Raw genomic sequence first — 17,400 nt, 5'->3', positions numbered from 1 at the left:
CAAGTGTAGCTGCCGCCCTGTGATGGGCCAACCGTGAACCCATGAGCAAACCCGACCCCGGCATGAATGCCCTTGGCGTACTGGCATTGGAACTGGCTGGAGGAGACGCCCCGCGCCATGCGGCGCTGTCGTCCGAACAGGCCGGTGAACTGGCCGACCGCGTTGGCCGCGACCTGGCCAAACTCGTCCCCGGCGTCAGCGGGCTGGACTTCGTGTTCGCCGGCGCCCATTTCGACCCGGCCGAAGTGCTGCGCCCGGGCTGGCCGATCCACCGCCGCCTGGAAGAACTGCAGATGCGTGCGCCGGGCCGCAATGAAGGGCCGCGCCTGCTGGCGTTCGGCGCCGGTGCGGACGGCGAGGTGCCCCTGCCCTTCCAGGCCGATGCCAGCCTGACCGGCGGCGGCCTGCGGGTAGTGCCGTTCCTGCTGACCGGCACCGAAGTGGCCACCACCGCCGCCGTCGCCGAGGCGCTGGAGGAGGTGCTGCTGGCCCAGGGCATGGCCCAGGCCGATACCGCCCTGCAGGCGCAGAATGCGTTCGGCGCGCAGATCGAACACGCCCGCTATTTCACGGTGAACGACCTCGCCGCGATGATGTCGATGCAGTACGACAACCAGGGCCTGGCCGCATTGTGGCCGTTGATCGAGACGGCGCTGATGGCGCCGCAGACGGAACAATGGCTGGACGCCGCGCCGGAGCCGCTGCTTCGATACGCTGACGGCGAAGTGCGTATGGCGTTGTTCGACCCGGCCGGCTGGTGCGCGTTCTACAACCACGGCACCGGCGACTGCGATCGCCTGCAGGGCATCTACGACCAGTACCTGATCCGCCAGCGGCAGATGGCCGCGGTGCTGGAAGCCCACGGCTTGCCGGTGCTGTTCGTGCATTGCGAAGCCGGGCAGGACGCGCGGGAATTGTTGACCCGCTGATCTGCCGTCGCGCAGCCACGCAGGGCGTGGCTCTACCGATGAATGAAAAACGCCGGCGATGCCGGCGTTCTTAATTCTGCGAACCCACCGTAGCGCCACGCCCTGCGTGGCTGAACGATGATCAGGGCGCGGCTTGGATCACGGCGCAGGCCAGACGCGCGCCGGCATTGCCGGTCGGCTGGGTCTTGTAGTCGTCCGGGTCGGCGTGAACGATCAGGCCACGCCCGACGATGTCGGCATCGTTGCCTTCGCCGATGTTGACGTTGGTGGAGACGGCGGCATCGACCACGGCGTTGCCCTGGGCGTCCGCCTTGATGTTGGGCATGTCGCCACCGTGGTGCGGGGTGGTGGCCACGTTGCCGTGGTCTTCCTTGGCCGGGTTGAAGTGGCCGCCGGCGCTGTCACCGTTCGGCGCGCTGCAGTCGCCCTTCTCATGGATATGGAAGCCGTGTTCGCTGTTGGGCTTCAGGCCGCTGACCTGGCCTTTCACGTGGACCTTGCCGTCGACGACGCTGAAGGTCACGTTGCCCTTGACCTCATTGCCCTGGGTGGGCGCGAGCTCGGCCGTGGCGCTGTGGTTGGCGTGGGCTTCGCTGGTCATGGCCGGCGGGGCCTCGGTGGTGCGTGCGGTTTCGGCGATGGGCGGGGTGGCCGTGGCGGCATCGGCTGGCGCGTCGGCCGGCTTGTTGCAGGCGGTCAGGCCGAGGGTGGCGATGGCCGCGAACAGGGCGGTATGGATCAGGCGCATGTGGATCTCCTTGCAGTGTGCGATGGAAGAAGCGACGGTCAGCGGGTGCGCGGTCAGCGCAGGACCCGGATCACGCCGCAGGCAATACGGGCGCCGGCGTTGCCGGCGGGCTGGCTGCGGTAGTCGTCCGCATTGGCGTGGACGACCAGCGCGCGGCCGGCAATATCGGTCGGCGCACCACCGCCGAGGGTGACGCCCGGCAGGCGCACATCCACGCTGACGCGGCCCTGCGCGTCGGCGCGCAGGTTGTCCATGTCGCCGGCGTGATGCGCACCGGCGCTGTTGCGGCCGTGTGGCTGGTTGGCCGGATTGAAATGCGGCCCTGCGCTGCTGGCGTCAACGGCACCGCAGTCACCCCGCTCGTGTACATGGAACGCGGCGGTCTGCAGTGGCTGCAGGCCGCCGATGGTGCCGGTGATGTGCACGCCGCGCGCATCGGGCACCAGCGCCAGACGTCCGCTGACGATGCTGGCCGAGGCCGGCGCCAGATTGGCTTCGGCCATCTTCGCGGTGCTGACCACCGGCACGCTGGGGGCCGGCGCGGGGGCCGGCTTCGGCGCAGTGCCGCAGGCGGCAAGCACCAGCAGGGACGGCATCAGCAGGGCGAGTTGGGAACGACGCATCGGAAACTCCTTGTCTGCAAACTAACGTTACGGTCGTCCACGCACCATGAAAGGCACCGCGACGCGGTGCCCACGCGGCGTGGACAGGGGATTCATCCGCCGCGCCGGCGCCCGGCGCCGAGCTTGCGGGTCAGGGTGTTGCGGCCCATGCCCAGGCGCGCGGCCGCTTCGGCCCGGCGCCCATGGGTGATCTGCAGCGCGGCCTCCAGCAACGCCTGGTCGACCCGCTCACGCACCTGCGCGTGCAGGCCTTCGGCGCCTTCGGCCAGGCGTTGCCGCGCCCAGGCGGACAGCAGGGTTTCCCACTGGCCGGGATCGCCGTGCGCGCGCATGCGCGGACCGGGGCCGCGATGCAGCGCGCTGTCCACGTCAGCCACGCCGATGGTGTCCGACGCGGCCAGCGCGGCCATCCGCCAGCACACGTTCTCCAGTTCGCGCACGTTGCCCGGCCAGTCGTGTTCGCGCAGCGCCTGCAGTGCCGCTGCGGTCATCCGCTTGGGCGGCGTATCGAGCTTGCGCGCGGCGGCGGCCAGGAAGGTATCGGCCAGCTGGGCGACGTCGTCGCGGCGCTCGCGGAGCGGCGGCAGCCGCAGCCGCACCACGTCCAGCCGGTGCAGCAGGTCGGCGCGGAAGCGGCCCTGCGCCACCAGCGTTTCCAGGTCCTGGTGGGTGGCGGCGATCACGCGCACATCGACGCGGATCAGCTCGCGCCCCCCCACCCGGAAGAACTCGCCTTCGGCCAGCACGCGCAGCAGGCGGGTCTGCAGCGGCAGCGGCATGTCGCCGATCTCGTCGAGGAACAGCGTGCCGCCATCGGCCTGCTCGAAGCGGCCCACGTGGCGGCGCTGGGCACCGGTGAACGCGCCGGCCTCGTGGCCGAACAGTTCGCTTTCCAGCAGTTCGGACGGAATGGCCGCCGTGTTGAGGGCCACGAACGGCCCCTGCGCGCGCGGTGATTCGTGGTGCAGCGCATGCGCCACCAGCTCCTTGCCGGTGCCGGTTTCACCGTTGATCAGCACCGACAACGGCGCCTGCGCCAGTCGCCCGATGGCCCGGAACAACGCGCGCATGGCCGGGGTATCGCCCACCAGCTGCGGGCGCTGGTCCGGCGTGGGCTCCACCACGGCGCTGCTGCGCTCGGCCACCGCGGTATCCGGTGCCGGCAGCACGCGCTGCGCGAGCGCCACGGCATCGTCCAGATCGAACGGCTTGGACAGGAATTCCTGCGCACCGCCGCGGAACGCGCCAGCGGTGCTCGCCACATCGGTATAGGCCGACATCACGATCACCGGCAGTTGCGGATGCGCGGCCTTGAGCTTGTCGAGCAGCACCAGGCCGTCGTCGCCCGGCATGCGCACGTCGGTGAACAGCAGGTCCGGTGGCGGCTGTTCGTCCAGCATGGCCAGCGCAGCGGCGGCGCCATCGAACCCTTCGACGCGGTAGCCGGCATCGCGCAGCGCGGTGCACAGCACGAAGCGCACCGCACGGTCGTCGTCCACCACCCAGACGCGCTGGGAGGTGGCCTGGCTGTCATCCGCCATGTGCGGTCTCCTCGGCAGCGGGCGTGCCCGGCCCGATGGGCAGCAGCACGGTGAATACGGTATGGCCGGGCCGCGAGCGGTAGGTCAGCGTGCCCCGGTGTTCGCGCGCCACCTGCTGGGCCAGCGCCAGGCCCAGCCCGGTGCCCTCGGCACGGCCGCTGACCAGCGGCAGGAACAGGTGCTCGGCCAACTCTTCGGGCACGCCACGGCCGTCATCGGCGATTTCCAGCCGCAGCGCCATCGGCTGCAGCAGGTCGCCCATGCGCACGCCATGCTCAACCCGGGTGCGCAGGGTGACGGTACCGGCGCCGGCCTGGATCGCATTGCGCACCAGGTTCCACACGGCCTGGGTGAGGCGGTCGGCGTCGCCGTGGAACTCGGGAATGCTCGGGTCGTAATCGCGCTGCAGCCGCACCGCCCAGCCGCCTTCGCTTTCGGCCAGGCGCAGCACCCGCTCCAGCGAGGCGTGGATGTTCAGCGATGCATGCGGCGCGGCCGGCGCAGGGGACAGCAGTTGTTCCAGCAGCCCGTTCAGGCGCTCGATCTCCGAGCCGATCAGCTCGATCAGCTCGCGCTCTTCGGGATCGCGCTGCGCGCTGCGCCGGGCCAGCAGCTGCGCCGCGCCCTTGAGTCCGGCCAGCGGATTGCGCAGTTCGTGCGCCAGGCCTTTCAAGGCCGCGCTCAGGGCGCTGGGCAGGGCCTGGGTGGGGTCCAGGCCGGGGAACTCGTCGACCGGGTGGGCTTCCAGCAGCCATCCATCTTCGGCATGCCGGCTGAGCCAGCCCTCGGCGAAGCGCGGGGCCTCACCGGGCAGGGCCAGCGCCAGCCGGTGCAGGCGCAGGGTGTCGCGTTCGCCGCGCGACAGGAAATGGGCGAGCGCTTCCCCCTGCACTTCCAGCGAGGCCAGCGGCTGGCCCATCAGGCGCCGCACGCTGACGCCGAGCCAGCGCGCAAAGGCCGGGTTGCAGCCGGCGACACGGCCTTCGGCATCGGCCCAGGCGACCGGGGTGCCAAGCACATCAAGGGACGGAGACGGTGGAGCGGTGGTCATTGCACCAATGTAGTGCAAACGGGGGGTGGTTGCTTGGTCCAGAAGTGGGTGGACGGCCATGGAAAAGAATCGATGGGCGTTGGGTGACGGTTGACGGTTGACGGTTGACGGCCTGCAGAGCGTGCCGTCGCGATCTCCACGCATTCTGCGATGTTGAGCACACAACGTGAGAGCGCGTACGAACTTAGGACTATTACCAGGGAATGATGCGGCGCCGGGTTGGATGATTGCCCTCCCCGGCGTGCCGTATGCATGAGGTACTTCCATTGCTCAACTTGCCATCCAGGTTCGCCCTTCTTGCCGTGGTGCTGCAGTGTTTCGGTTGTTCAGCGCACGCAGTGAACGCAGTCGCGTCTCCCTACCTTGCCACCGAGTCGACATTGATTGAACACGATGCCATCTCAGGTGACAGGTCCATCGAAATGCTTGAAGACGGTGTGCGCTTCGCGAAGGCGCTTGAAAACATGAGGCGCGATGAGAAGACAAGCCTGCAGGCGCAGCAGCTCGCGAGGCATCATCGAAATGTGCTGGTGCGTGTCGTGAGGGAGGAAGGCGTTGTCGAGGATCTGACCTGCGGCCTGCGCCTGTGCATGGGCTCGGTTACATCGCCCTCGCAGTCGAGCCACGACGTTTGGAATCGTCGCCTGGTCAATGACCCTGCCGCTCGCAGATACGGCGCCGTCCACCGCGTTGAACCTCTCGGCGATCAATATCAACACCGGTTCGTGTTCTCAGCCGATCCTGCTGTGGCGGCGATCTTCATGCGCGAGTAGGCCGCAGGACGCGGCATCCCCTATGGCAAGAATACTGACGAATCCCCCAGTACTTTTTCGGTCATGCCAGCCCGCGTTCAGCGCAATACTTCGGCCATTCACAGACTGCCACGGTGTGCCATGGGAATACGCGAACGAGCTGGTCTGCTGTGCGCCGTACTGGTTCTGGGAATCGCCGGCTGCAAGCGCACCCCCACACCGGAACCGGCGCCCGCCAGCGCACCCGCCCCCGCAATGGCCGCTCCGGCCCCTACGGTTGCGGCGCCCAGTGAGCAGGACATCAGCGATGCCTACATCTATCTGCTGGGGCGGTTGCTGGTGCTGAGACAGGAGCAGCTGGACTTCCAGAAGGAAGGCTTCCAGTGGAACCAGATCGTGCACCGCGACGTGGGCGGTGTGGCGTGGGCCAATCCCAACCTGGACGTGGCCTACAGTGAGGTCTGGGTGGCGGTGGACGAGAACAGCTGCACCGTCTTCAGCGTGCCGCCGATGGGCGACCGCTACTACACGGTGCAGTTCCTCAATGGGTGGGGCGAAACCGTGGCCAACATCAATGAGCGCAGCTTCCCGCAGCACCCGCACGGCGATTTCTGGGCGTGCCTGAAGGGTGCCACGGTGGACGTGCCTGCCGACGCGGTGCGCATCGATCTGCCGGGCCGCACCTCGCGCGTGCTTGCACGGGTGGAACTGGGCGCGGACCCGAAGCAGGCGCTTGCGCTGCAGCACCGGATTTCGGTGAAGACCTCCGGCACCCCGAAGATCGATCCGGTGCCGACCACGCCGGTATTCACCAACGACAGCCTGCCCGGCGTTGAAGCATTCGATTCGGCAACCGTGGCACTGGACAGCGAACCGGACATCAACACGGGCATGGACGTGCTGCAGGCCAAGGTGCGGGCCGTGGTGAACGCCATCGCCGACCCGGCCGAGCGCGCGCGGGTGGACAGCGTGGTGCGGCAGCAGGCCATTCCCACCTTCGAGAAGTCATTCGCTACCGCCGGCGAGCGGCGCAACGGCTGGAACCGCGGCGACAAGGACACCGGCAAGTACGGGAGCAACTACCGCAACCGCAGCCTGGTCGACATGGTCGGGATCTGGGCCAACAGCACCGATGAAGTCGTCTACTTCAAGACCGACAGCGACGGTACGGGAAAGAAGCTGGATGGCGGCAACACCTACACGCTGACCTTCCCGAAGGGCGAGCTTCCCGCCGAGCACGTGAAGTATTTCTGGTCGGTGATCGCGGTGGACTCCAAGGAGTTCCACGTGATCCCCAATCCGAAGAACCGCTTCCTGATCAACAAGCAGTCCGCGCTGGAGCATGGCAAGGACGGCTCGCTCACGCTGTATTTCGCCAACGCCAAGCCGCAGGGTGCGCCCGATGGCAACTGGCTGCCCACGCCGAAGGGGCAGAACTACAATCTGACCTTCCGCACCTATGGCCCTGACCAGGCGATCCTGGACGGCCGCTGGTTCCCGCCGCCGATGGTGCAGGTGAACTGAGCGCCGCGGCCGGCCCCGCTGCAGTGCGGGCGCCGCGCCTCAATCCACAAACACCTTCGCCCAATCGGTGCGGACGCTCACCAGCGGCCAGCCCCGTTCCTTGGCCAGGGCCACGGACGTCTGGGCGCCGGAGGTATACGGAATGTCCCGCGTCTCGTCGTCATGGGTGACCAGCAGTGCCAGCGAGGCGCCCTTGCCCTGGGTGGTGAACTGCAGCATCTGGATATCGCCGTTGGAGTTGCCGGCCGCGAAGATCGGGCGCGCGCCGATCCTGCTCCAGAGCCGCACCACTTTGGTGGGGCCGTCATCGAACACTTCCAGCTTGGAGGTGTGAAACAGCTTGCCGATGCCGTCTTCTTCCCGGTACTCGAGCGCCACGGTAGTGCCAACCACCCGCTCCGGGGGAACGCCATAGAGTTCGGCGGTGATGGGGCGCATGAAGTCGCGGCCTCCACCGGAGACGATGTAGTTGGTGAAGCCATTCGCTTCGAGGTACTGCAGAAGTTCCCGCATCGGCGCGTATGCGGTCTTGAGATAGGGCCGCTTCAACACCGGGTTCTGTGCGTTGCGCAGGAAGTGTTCCGCGCTTGCGGCGAAGGTTTCAACGTCATCGTCCACATAGGCAGACAGCAGACCCGCCGCCATCTCCTTGAGTTGGCTGTCATCGCCTTCGTAATGTCGTGTGATCACGCCGCCGAGCCAGGCCTCGTCCTTCTCATGCACGGCCTTCCACGGTTGCGTGTCACGCAATGTGGGATCGGCGGCGGCCTGCTCGGCGATGCGTCGAAACAGGAAGTCGGCCTGGATGGGCATGGGCTTCTCGCACCACAGGCAGCCGTCGTTGTCGAACACCGCGATCCTGGCGGCCGGCGCCACGTAGTCGGCCCCGCCCTCCTGGGTGACCCGCGCCACGAACGCGATGATCGCCTGGCGCGCCGCCCCGTGATTCCAGCTCTTCAGCAGACCTTCCTGCATGACCCGTCTCCGTGCGTACAGATTCAGCGGAAATGCTAGTCCGATCATGCAGTTGGCACCTGCGCAGAACCACTGCCCGGATCGCGGTAGTTCTACTGGACATGCGGCATTGCACCAATACAGGCCAGCAAATATCGAGGCCCAAGTGGGCTGCATCCGATTCGCAGGACGCCCCGTACCTTCCCATGTCCTCACCCTGAGGGCCGAAGAATCCAGGAGATATTCCATGCGCACCATTCTTCACCGCGTCACCGCGATCGCCAGTTTCGCCGTGCTCTGCTCCAGCGCCTCATTCAGCTACGCCGCCGATACGGTCATGGTCGGCGGAGCGGCCATGTACCCCAACAAGACCATTGTCGAGAACGCCCTCAACTCCAAGGACCACACCACCCTGGTGGCCGCCGTAAAGGCTGCCGGCCTGGTGGACACGCTCAACGGCAAGGGGCCCTTCACCGTCTTTGCACCCACCAACGCCGCCTTCGCCAAGCTGCCTGCGGGCACCGTCGATACCCTGATCAAGCCCGAGCACAAGGCGGATCTGACCAAGATCCTGACCTACCACGTCGTGCCAGGCACCTACACGTCGCAGACGTTGATGGCCGATGCGAAGGCCCACGGCGGCATGACCACGCTGAAGACCGTTCAGGGCGAACCGCTGACCATCAAGCTGCATGACGGCAAGCTGTGGGTCGTGGATGCCAAGGGTGGAAAGGCCGGCGTTTCCATTGCCGACGTGACGCAGTCCAATGGCGTGATCCACGTCATCGAGACGGTGCTGATGCCGAAGTAACCGCACGGGGTTGGCGGGCATTCGACGATGCCCGCCACAGCGAGGTAGAGCCACGCCCTGCGTGGCTGTGCGGCGGCGAACGAAACGCAGCCACGCACGGCGTGGCTCTACGTCCGGTGCCTGCAGGAGGCGCGGCGCAGCGCCACGGCCGCTATTTGCGCGTCACAGGCACGAGAAAGACGAGTGCCAGGCAAGCCGCGATCAAGGCGACCCCCATGCCAATGTTGGCCGCCTGCGGCGACGGCTGCGCCAACTGCAGGAATGCAACGTAGGCCGCCACGGGAACGCCGGCAGCGGCAATGGTATTCGCATGGACCCCAAGACGCATCCCATCGCGCCCCGGTGGCAGCTGACGGCAGCCGATCCCCCGGCTGCCGCGTGGAAGCAGGATCTTAGTACCGGCATTGCTGCGGTCAGGCGTGCTGCCAGCGGATAATCAACCGCCGGCAGGTGCCGCCGGCAACGCGACGCCCTTCGGCCAGAGCAACCAGATATTGCCCTTCTGCTTCATGTCGCCAGCCAGCTTGCCGGCTGCGTCGCCGGTGCCCCAGTACAGGTCGGCGCGTACTTCGCCTGCGATCGCGCCGCCGGTGTCCTGTGCGGCTACCGGGCGCACCACCGGCGTGCCATCCGGGCGCGTGGTGGACAACCACAGCAGGCTGCCCAGCGGAACAACGGTGCGATCCACGGCGACGCTGTAGCCGGCGGTGAGTGGCACGTTCAACGAGCCGCGCGGGCCTTCGTCGCCGTCCGGCCCCTTGGTGAAGAACACATAGCTGGGGTTGCTGGCCAGCAGCTCGGTGACGCGCGCCGGATGCGCATCGGCCCAGGCGCGGATGGCGTCCATGGTGACGTCTTCCTTCTTCAGCTCACCCTGCTCCACCAGCCAGCGGCCGATCGGACGGTAGGGGTGGCCGTTCTGGTCGGCATAGGCGATGCGCAGCTGCCGGCCATCGGCGAGGCGGATGCGACCGGAGCCCTGGATCTGCAGGAACTGCAGGTCCATGGGGTGGCTGAGCCAGGCGAGGATGGGCGCGTTGACGCCCTTGGCGGTGATCGTTGCGGCGGCATCGTAGGGGCGCAACACGCGCCCTTCCACGCGGCCGCGCAGGCGCTTGCCCTTGAGTTCGGGGTACAGGTCATCGAGCTGCACGCTGACCATGTCGGCGGGTACGCCGTAGACCGGTACCGTGGCCTTCGCCGTGCGGGTGAGGCTGCCGGAGTACACCGGCTCGTAGTAGCCGGTGATCAGACCGTCGGCGCGGTGGCCGCCGGCACGCAGGGCGTAGACGTCGAGGCGCTCCTGCAGGAACTGGCGGATGGCCGCTGGGGTGGGGGCGAGGGAGGCAGCGGCGGCGCAGGTGGGCGCCCAGGTGGCGTCGCTCTTCAGGCGCGGGCAGGCGCTGCGCCAGGCGTTGAAGCCGGCCTGCAGGTCGCTGTCGCTGACGGTGGGGAGGGCATTCCAGTCGGCTTTGGCGTAGGTGGTGAGGCTGGCGGTGGGCGCGTCTGGCTTCGGGGTGCTGACGCTGCACGCGGTGAGGACGATCAGGCTCAGCAGGGTCAAGGCGGGGTGCTTGAGTGCAGGGGTGATGCGCTTGGCCGTCATGGGTGCTCTTCTGGGCGGTATCGAGGGTTGATTGTAGGTCGCGGTTGCTGAAGCAGCGGACTAACAGTCCGCTCTACCCAGTCGGGTGCGAGCCATTTGGTGCCAGGCGTCGGGTGCGAGCCGTTTGGTGCGAGCCGTCGGGTGCGAGCGATTTGGTGCGAGCCGTCGGTGCAGGCCGCCGGTTGCGAAACGTTCGTCACCGGCCGTTCGTTGCGGGCCATTGGCGGCAGCCGTCGCGTGAACCCGAGGTCATGTCTCGTCGGTGGCGACCGTTCAGCGCGCCTGTTGCAGCAGCGAGTGCAGGATGCGGGCGTCTTCGGCGTCGAGGGTTGGCGGGAGATCGTCGCGGGCGCGGAAGCGGCGATGGAAGGCGCCGGCGGCCGCCCCGCGGTCGTTGAGCGGGTAGCCGAAGGTCTGGAGCGCCAGCCACGGGTCGAAGCCTGGTGGGGCCGGGCCGTCGCTGGCGCGCGGCCAGACGCCGAAGCCCGCCTCGGCCAGCTGCTGCCACGGGAAGTAGCGGCTGGGGTCCTGCTTGCGCGCGGGCGCGAGGTCGGCGTGCGCGATGATCCGGGTGCGTGGGATGTTCAGGCGCGTGCAGAGATCGTCGAGCAGGCGGATCAGGGCGGCGATCTGGTCGGGAGCGAACGGGCTGTTGCCGTCGTTGTCGATCTCGATGCCGATGGAGGTGGAGTTGAGGTCGGTGATCGTGCCCCAGCGGCCGCCACCGGCATGCCAGGCGCGGCGGTTGTCGGCGACGAGCTGGTAGATGTGGCCATCCGAGCCGACCAGGTAATGCGAGCTCACCTTGCCGCCGCTGTTGGCGGTCCGCAGGGTGTGCAGGCTCTGCTGCACGTTGTCCTGGTCGGTGTGGTGCAGAACGATGATGACCGGGCTGCGTGCGTTGTGGTTCGGCGAGGGCACCCAGGTGGCGAGCGGGCTGCGCACGTCGGTGCTGGCGCAGGCGGCGAGCAGGAGGGTGGCGAGCAGCACGAGCGGGCGGTGGATTCGGCGCATGGGGGGATTGTGGCCGATCGGGGCGCGGGGTGCGAACGCAAAAAAATGGCCGGCGAACCTTGCGGTTGCCGGCCAATTACTACGCTCTCTCTCGTTTCTTGTTGGTGGGGCTGCCGACTAACAGTCGGCACTACCGTCTATCCGTTGCCGACTAACAGTCGGCATTACCGTGTATGCCTTGCCGATCAGTTGCGTTGCCGACTAACAGTCGGCACTACAGGTCCGCATTGCAGGTCGGCGTTGCTGCATCAGGCCTCGTATGCGGATTCGCCGTGCGAGGTGACATCCAGGCCGGTGCGCTCGGCTTCCTCGGTCACGCGCAGGCCGAAGACCAGGCGCACCACCAGCAGGATCGCGACGGTGACGACCGCGCACCAGACGATGGTGAAGCCCACGCTGACCAGCTGTACCCAGACCTGGTGGCCGATATCGAGGTCGGCCTTGGTGCCGCCCAGCGACTGCGCGCTGAACACGCCGGTGAGCAGCGCGCCGACGATACCGCCGACACCATGCACGCCGAACACATCAGCGGTGTCATCCACCTTGAGCAGGCGCTTGAGGCCGGTAACGCCCCACACGCAGACCACGCCGGTCACCAGGCCGATCACGATGGCGCCCAACGGGCCGACCGTGCCGCATGCCGGGGTGATGCCGACCAAGCCGGCCACCGCGCCGGACGCTGCGCCGAGGGCGGACGGCTTGCCCTTGCTGACCGCTTCCACCAGGGTCCAGCCCAGCACCGCAGCGGCGGTGGCGAGGATGGTGTTGATGAAGGCCAGCGAGGCAACGGTGTCGGCCGCGGCGGCCGAACCGGCGTTGAAGCCGAACCAGCCCACCCACAGCAACATCGCGCCGATGTAGGTGAACGGTACGTTGTGCGGCTTGAGTGCGGTCTGGCCGTAGCCGATGCGCTTGCCGACGAAGTACGCCGCCACCAGGCCGGCCACACCCGCATTGATGTGCACCACGGTGCCACCGGCGAAGTCGATCGCGCCCATCGCACCCAGGTAACCGCCACCCCAGACGATGTGCGCCATCGGGATATAGCTCAGCGTGAACCACAGGGCCGAGAACAGCAGCACGGCCTTGAACTTGATGCGCTCGGCAAACGCACCGACGATCAGCGCGGTGGTGATGCCGGCGAAGGTGGACTGGAAGGCCACGAACAGGTAATCCGGCAGCCCCTTGATCGGGGTGTTGCCGACCGAGTCGGGGGCGAAGCCCTTGAGGAAGGCGAATTCGGTGAACGAGCCGAAGAAGGCGTTGCCTTCACTGAACACCGCGCTGTAGCCATAGGCTACCCACAGCATCAGCACCAGCGAGAACACCACCAGGATCTGGCTGAGAATGGACAGCACGTTCTTGGAGCGCACCAGGCCGCCATAGAACAGCGCCAGGCCCGGCACCACCATCAACAGCACCAGCAGGGTGGAGGTGAGCATCCAGGCCACGTCACCGTGGTCGAAGCTGGGGGCTGCAGCGGCGGCTTCAACGGCGGCTGCCGGTGCGGCATCTGGGGCGGGCAACGGTTCGACGGCCACGCTTTCGGTGGGTGCGGGGGTGACCTGGGCCTGCGCGTGCGCCGTACCGGAGAAGGCGCCGACGGCGAGGGCGCTGATCAGCATCAACAGGCACACAGCGTGGAACCGGGCTTGCCACCCGGTGAACAAGGAAGTCTTCATTGTGGGCTCCGAGTGAGAGTTAGAGCGCGTCCGCGCCGATTTCGCCGGTGCGGATGCGGACGACCTGTTCGACCGCGGTGACGAAGATCTTGCCGTCACCGATCTTGCCGGTGCCGGCCGCGGTCTGGATCGCTTCGACCACGGCATCCAGGCGGTCGTCGGTGACCACGGTTTCAATCTTGATCTTCGGCAGGAAGTCCACGACGTACTCCGCGCCGCGGTACAACTCGGTGTGACCCTTCTGGCGACCGAAACCCTTGACCTCGGTCACGGTGATGCCCGACACGCCCGCATCGGAGAGGGCCTCGCGGACCTCGTCGAGCTTGAACGGTCGGATGATGGCGGAGATCAGTTTCATGCGCATATCCCGATGGTGGATGGAACCGGCCTGCGCTGGCAGGCCGATGTCAGGTCAACCGGCGGCCACTTGCACATGGCCGCCGGTCGTTGCGCCGGACGTTGCATGGACCACGCCGTTGCCGATACCCGTAAGGGCGGCGGCAGCGGTGACGCGGGAGGGAGGAAGGCCCATGCTGCGCGTCCGGTCTCTCTTGCCCCTGGTGTTGGTTTACAACGCAGCGGACTAACAGTCCGCTCTACACAGTCCGCTCTACACAGTCGGCTCTGCACAGCCCGCTCTACCCCGTCGGTTTTACCCGGTCGGTTCTACCGTCTTGCGGTTCGGCTCCCCAGCCGTCGCGCGTTGGTGAAGCGGTGACGATGACGAAGGTGGGAGGGAAGTCCTTCGGCATCGTCACCTGTTGCTCAGTTGGCGTAGTACATCTGGTATTCGAGCGGGTGGGTGGCGGCGCGGAAGCGGGTCACTTCCTGCATCTTCAGCGCGATATAGCCATCGATGAAGTCGTCGCTCATCACGCCACCGGCCTTGAGGAACTCGCGGTCCTTGTCCAGCGCTTCCAGGGCCTGGTCGAGCGAGGAGCAGACCTGCGGGATCAGCTTCTCTTCTTCCGGCGGCAGGTCGTACAGATCCTTGTCGCTCGGTTCGCCCGGGTCGATCTGGTTCTTGATGCCGTCCAGGCCGGCCATCATCAGCACGGTGAAGGTCAGGTAGCCGGACTGGATCGGATCGGGGAAGCGCATTTCAATGCGGCGCGCCTTCGGGTTGGACACCCACGGAATGCGGCACGAGGCCGAACGGTTGCGGGCCGAATAGGCCAGCATCACCGGGGCTTCGAAGCCCGGCACCAGGCGCTTGTAGCTGTTGGTGCCGGAATTGGCGAAGGCGTTGATCGCCTTGGCGTGCTTGAAGATGCCGCCGATGTACCACAGCGCCAGCTGGCTCAGGCCGCCGTAGCCGTCACCGGAGAACAGGTTGGTGCCGCCCTTGGACAGGGACTGGTGCACGTGCATGCCGCTGCCGTTGTCGCCGACGATCGGCTTGGGCATGAAGGTGGCGGTCTTGCCGTTGCGGTGGGCCACGTTCTTGATGACGTGCTTCATGCGCAGCAGTTCGTCGGCCTTCTGCACCAGGGTGCTGAACTTGGTGCCGATTTCGCACTGGCCGGCGGTGGCCACTTCGTGGTGCTGCACTTCGACTTCGATGCCGACCTGTTCCAGCGTCTTGCACATTTCAGCGCGCAGGTCGTGCAGCGAATCGGTCGGCGGAACGGGGAAGTAACCCCCCTTCACTGCCGGACGGTAACCGCTGTTGGCACCGCCGAACTTGTCGCCGGTGCTCCAGGCCGCTTCTTCGGAGTCGATCTTGAAGAAGGTGTTGCCCATGTCGTTGGCGAAGCGGACCGAGTCGAAGATGAAGAACTCCGGCTCCGGACCGAAGAAGGCCTGCTCGGCAATGCCGGAGGACTTCAGGTAGGCCTCGGCGCGCTTGGCGATGCCGCGCGGGCAGCGGCCGTACGGCTGCATGGTGGCCGGGTCAAGGATGTCGCAGCTGATGACCAGGGTCGGGTCGGCGTAGAACGGGTCGACGTACGCGCTGGACGGATCCGGCAGCAGGACCATGTCGGACTCGTTGATGCCCTTCCAGCCGGCGATCGAGCTGCCGTCGAACATCTTGCCTTCTTCAAACAGGGACGGTTCCACGATGCTGACCGGGAAGGTGACGTGCTGCTCGATACCGCGCATGTCGACAAAGCGCAGGTCGATGAATTCGATCTGGTTGTCCTTGATCAGCTTCTCAACGTTTTCCACAGACATCGGTGAAACCTCAGATGGGTGATTGCCTGTGTGGATAGAGCAATCCCCGTGCCAACTTTCCGGACCGCACAAGTGGTTGATTTCACACGGTGTGCACCCGGATGGACGCTGAACGCTGCGCACCATTGCGGTGCAATGGCCGCACCATGCACACATTTGGTGCGGCGTCTGATGTTTTATGCTTCGTCACGCACGCAGCCGGGCCGGGCCCGGCTGTACCCCTTTATTTTCGAGCAACCGCCCGCCGATGTCCGATCTGTTCTCTGCCCTGTTGTTGGGCATTCTTGAAGGCCTCACCGAATTCCTTCCGATTTCCAGTACCGGTCACCTGCTGATCGCCCAGCACTGGCTGGGCGCGCGGTCGGACTTCTTCAACATCGTGATCCAGGCCGGCGCGATCCTGGCCATCACCCTGGTGTTCCGCCAGCGCCTGTGGACGCTGGCCACCGGCCTGCAGGACCGGGCCAACCGCGATTACGTGCTCAAGCTGGGCACCGCGTTCCTGGTGACGGCAGTGGTCGGCCTGCCCGTCCGCCTGGCCGGCTGGGAGCTGCCGGAGACGGTAACCCCGGTGGCCTGGGCGCTGATCATCGGCGGCATCTGGATGATCCTGGTGGAAGCGCGCGCCGCGCGCCTGCCCGACCGCGACGAGGTGACCTGGAAGGTGGCCGTGCTGGTCGGCCTGGCGCAGGTGGTGGCCGGCGTGTTCCCCGGCACCTCGCGCTCGGCCGCGGCGATCTTCATTGCCATGCTGTTCGGCCTGAGCCGGCGCGCGGCGGCGACTGAATTCGTGTTCCTGGTGGGCATTCCCACCATGTTCGCGGCCAGTGCGTACGCGTTCCTGGAACTGGCCAAGGACGGCAGACTGGCCAGCGAGAACTGGACCGACGTGGGCGTGGCCTTCGTTGCCGCGGTCATCACCGGCTTCGTCGTAGTGAAGTGGCTGCTGGGCTACATCAAGGCCCACCGCTTCACCGCCTTCGCGTTCTACCGGATCGCACTCGGCGCGGGCCTGCTGCTGTTCCTGCCTGCCGGCAACTGAACGGCCCGGCGCCGCCGCAACCCCACCCGGGGCGCTGCATCGTTATTCCCCGGGTTCCCAAGGAGATGTCCATGAAACGTACCCGCAACCTGATGCTGATCCTGCCGCTGGCCGTGCTGGCCGCGTGCAGCAACCCGTCCACGGAGGCCCCGGCCGTGTCCGGCCGCGACGACCTCGCCCCGGCGCCGACGGCGGCTGCCGACCAGAAGGCAGTGGCGCAGCTGGATGCGCAGCGCCTGCAGGGCAACCAATGGGTGCTCGACAGCGCCACTGATGCCAGCGGCAAGCGTATCGATGCGCTGTTCGCGCGCGCCGACAAGCCGGTCACGCTGGACTTCATCGACGGCCGCCTGGCGGTCAGCAACACCTGCAACCGGATGGGAGGCGGCTATACCCTGGCCGACGGCAGCCTGACCGTTTCGCCGATGGCCTCGACCATGATGGCCTGCACGGACAAGGCGCTGATGGCACTGGACCAGGCGGTGGGCTCACGCCTGGAAGGCGCATCGAAGACCGAACTGGGCGGCGAAGGCCAGCTGACCCTGCGCACCGCCAGCGGCGACGTGCTGGTGTTCAACCCGCAGGCGACCGCCGAGACCCGCTTCGGCGGTCCGGGTGAGACGGTGTTCATCGAGGTGGCCGCGCAGACCAAGCCGTGCCCGCACCCGATGATCCGCGACAAGCAGTGCCTGCAGACCCGTGAGATCCAGTTCGACGACAAGGGCCTGAAGCAGGGCACGCCGGGGGCGTTCGAAAACTTCTACGACGTCATCGAGGGCTATACCCACGAAGCCGGCACGCGTAACGTGCTGCGGGTGAAGCGCTTCAACGTCGCCAACCCGCCGGCCGACGGTTCGTCGAAGGCGTATGTGCTGGACATGGTGGTGGAGTCGGAAACGGTCAAACCGTAACCTCTGAAGGGCAGCCTGCGGCTGCCCTTCTTCGTTG

The 17,400-nt window shown here is 66.9% G+C and carries 16 protein-coding genes; 6 read left to right on the top strand and 10 right to left on the bottom strand.

The window, feature by feature from the left end; all coding sequences use genetic code 11:
• Positions 1 to 41: 41 nt before the first annotated feature.
• Positions 42 to 929, top strand: coding sequence for a hypothetical protein (locus tag AC3ITN_RS00690; protein WP_489391716.1), 888 nt, complete (start codon positions 42 to 44; stop codon positions 927 to 929).
• Between the two features lie 121 nt (positions 930 to 1,050).
• Here the strand turns inward: AC3ITN_RS00690 and AC3ITN_RS00685 are convergent, their stop codons facing one another.
• The 4 genes from AC3ITN_RS00685 to AC3ITN_RS00670 form a co-directional block, all read right to left on the bottom strand.
• On the bottom strand, positions 1,051 to 1,677 hold the full coding sequence (locus tag AC3ITN_RS00685; protein ID WP_489391715.1) for a superoxide dismutase family protein: 627 nt from the start codon (positions 1,675 to 1,677) through the stop codon (positions 1,051 to 1,053).
• A 53-nt stretch (positions 1,678 to 1,730) separates the two neighbouring features.
• Positions 1,731 to 2,300, bottom strand: a complete 570-nt coding sequence (locus AC3ITN_RS00680) for a superoxide dismutase family protein (RefSeq protein WP_313342288.1) — start codon at positions 2,298 to 2,300, stop codon at positions 1,731 to 1,733.
• Positions 2,301 to 2,392: 92 nt separating this feature from the next.
• Positions 2,393 to 3,841 (bottom strand): nitrogen regulation protein NR(I), encoded by a 1,449-nt coding sequence (gene ntrC / locus AC3ITN_RS00675; protein ID WP_313342290.1) that lies wholly within the window; start codon positions 3,839 to 3,841, stop codon positions 2,393 to 2,395.
• Positions 3,831 to 4,892: a two-component system sensor histidine kinase NtrB gene (locus AC3ITN_RS00670; RefSeq protein ID WP_489391714.1), complete on the bottom strand. Its 1,062-nt coding sequence runs from the start codon at positions 4,890 to 4,892 to the stop codon at positions 3,831 to 3,833. Before AC3ITN_RS00670 ends, ntrC begins: the two co-directional genes overlap by 11 nt.
• A gap of 248 nt (positions 4,893 to 5,140) precedes the next feature.
• On the opposite strand from AC3ITN_RS00670, the gene AC3ITN_RS00665 reads away from it, so the two are divergent.
• Positions 5,141 to 5,665 carry a hypothetical protein gene (locus tag AC3ITN_RS00665; RefSeq protein WP_489391713.1) on the top strand — a complete coding sequence of 175 codons (525 nt, stop codon included), beginning with the start codon at positions 5,141 to 5,143 and terminating at the stop codon, positions 5,663 to 5,665.
• 234 nt (positions 5,666 to 5,899) lie between these two features.
• Positions 5,900 to 7,168, top strand: a complete 1,269-nt coding sequence (locus AC3ITN_RS00660; RefSeq protein WP_489391712.1) for a DUF1214 domain-containing protein — start codon at positions 5,900 to 5,902, stop codon at positions 7,166 to 7,168.
• Between the two features lie 39 nt (positions 7,169 to 7,207).
• Here the strand turns inward: AC3ITN_RS00660 and AC3ITN_RS00655 are convergent, their stop codons facing one another.
• On the bottom strand, positions 7,208 to 8,143 hold the full coding sequence (locus AC3ITN_RS00655) for an HAD family hydrolase (protein ID WP_489391711.1): 936 nt from the start codon (positions 8,141 to 8,143) through the stop codon (positions 7,208 to 7,210).
• A 226-nt stretch (positions 8,144 to 8,369) separates the two neighbouring features.
• Here AC3ITN_RS00655 and AC3ITN_RS00650 point away from each other — a divergent pair, with 226 nt between their 5' ends.
• Positions 8,370 to 8,933: a fasciclin domain-containing protein gene (locus AC3ITN_RS00650; protein ID WP_489391710.1), complete on the top strand. Its 564-nt coding sequence runs from the start codon at positions 8,370 to 8,372 to the stop codon at positions 8,931 to 8,933.
• Between the two features lie 436 nt (positions 8,934 to 9,369).
• On the opposite strand, the gene mltA is transcribed toward AC3ITN_RS00650, so the two are convergent.
• The 5 genes from mltA to glnA all read right to left on the bottom strand — a co-directional run bounded on the left by mltA (position 9,370) and on the right by glnA (position 15,410).
• Entirely contained in the window at positions 9,370 to 10,539 is a 1,170-nt protein-coding gene (gene mltA / locus AC3ITN_RS00645; protein WP_489391709.1) for a murein transglycosylase A, read from the bottom strand.
• 273 nt (positions 10,540 to 10,812) lie between these two features.
• Entirely contained in the window at positions 10,813 to 11,553 is a 741-nt protein-coding gene (locus AC3ITN_RS00640) for an N-acetylmuramoyl-L-alanine amidase (protein WP_489391708.1), read from the bottom strand.
• Between the two features lie 248 nt (positions 11,554 to 11,801).
• Positions 11,802 to 13,235, bottom strand: a complete 1,434-nt coding sequence (locus tag AC3ITN_RS00635) for an ammonium transporter (protein WP_313342314.1) — start codon at positions 13,233 to 13,235, stop codon at positions 11,802 to 11,804.
• Positions 13,236 to 13,254: 19 nt separating this feature from the next.
• Complete coding sequence (locus AC3ITN_RS00630; protein WP_088434834.1) at positions 13,255 to 13,593, bottom strand: P-II family nitrogen regulator; 339 nt, start codon at positions 13,591 to 13,593, stop codon at positions 13,255 to 13,257.
• A gap of 407 nt (positions 13,594 to 14,000) precedes the next feature.
• Positions 14,001 to 15,410, bottom strand: coding sequence for a type I glutamate--ammonia ligase (gene glnA / locus AC3ITN_RS00625; protein ID WP_313342318.1), 1,410 nt, complete (start codon positions 15,408 to 15,410; stop codon positions 14,001 to 14,003).
• 247 nt (positions 15,411 to 15,657) lie between these two features.
• Here glnA and AC3ITN_RS00620 point away from each other — a divergent pair, with 247 nt between their 5' ends.
• Positions 15,658 to 16,452 carry an undecaprenyl-diphosphate phosphatase gene (locus AC3ITN_RS00620; protein ID WP_489391707.1) on the top strand — a complete coding sequence of 265 codons (795 nt, stop codon included), beginning with the start codon at positions 15,658 to 15,660 and terminating at the stop codon, positions 16,450 to 16,452.
• Positions 16,453 to 16,517: 65 nt separating this feature from the next.
• Positions 16,518 to 17,363, top strand: a complete 846-nt coding sequence (locus tag AC3ITN_RS00615; protein WP_489391706.1) for an META domain-containing protein — start codon at positions 16,518 to 16,520, stop codon at positions 17,361 to 17,363.
• The last annotated feature ends 37 nt before the right edge of the window (positions 17,364 to 17,400 follow it).

The sequence above is a fragment of the Stenotrophomonas sp. KH_036_B genome (assembly GCF_057839485.1).
The sequence above is the reverse complement of the archived record's forward strand: the minus strand, read 5'-3'. Positions and strand labels throughout refer to the sequence as shown.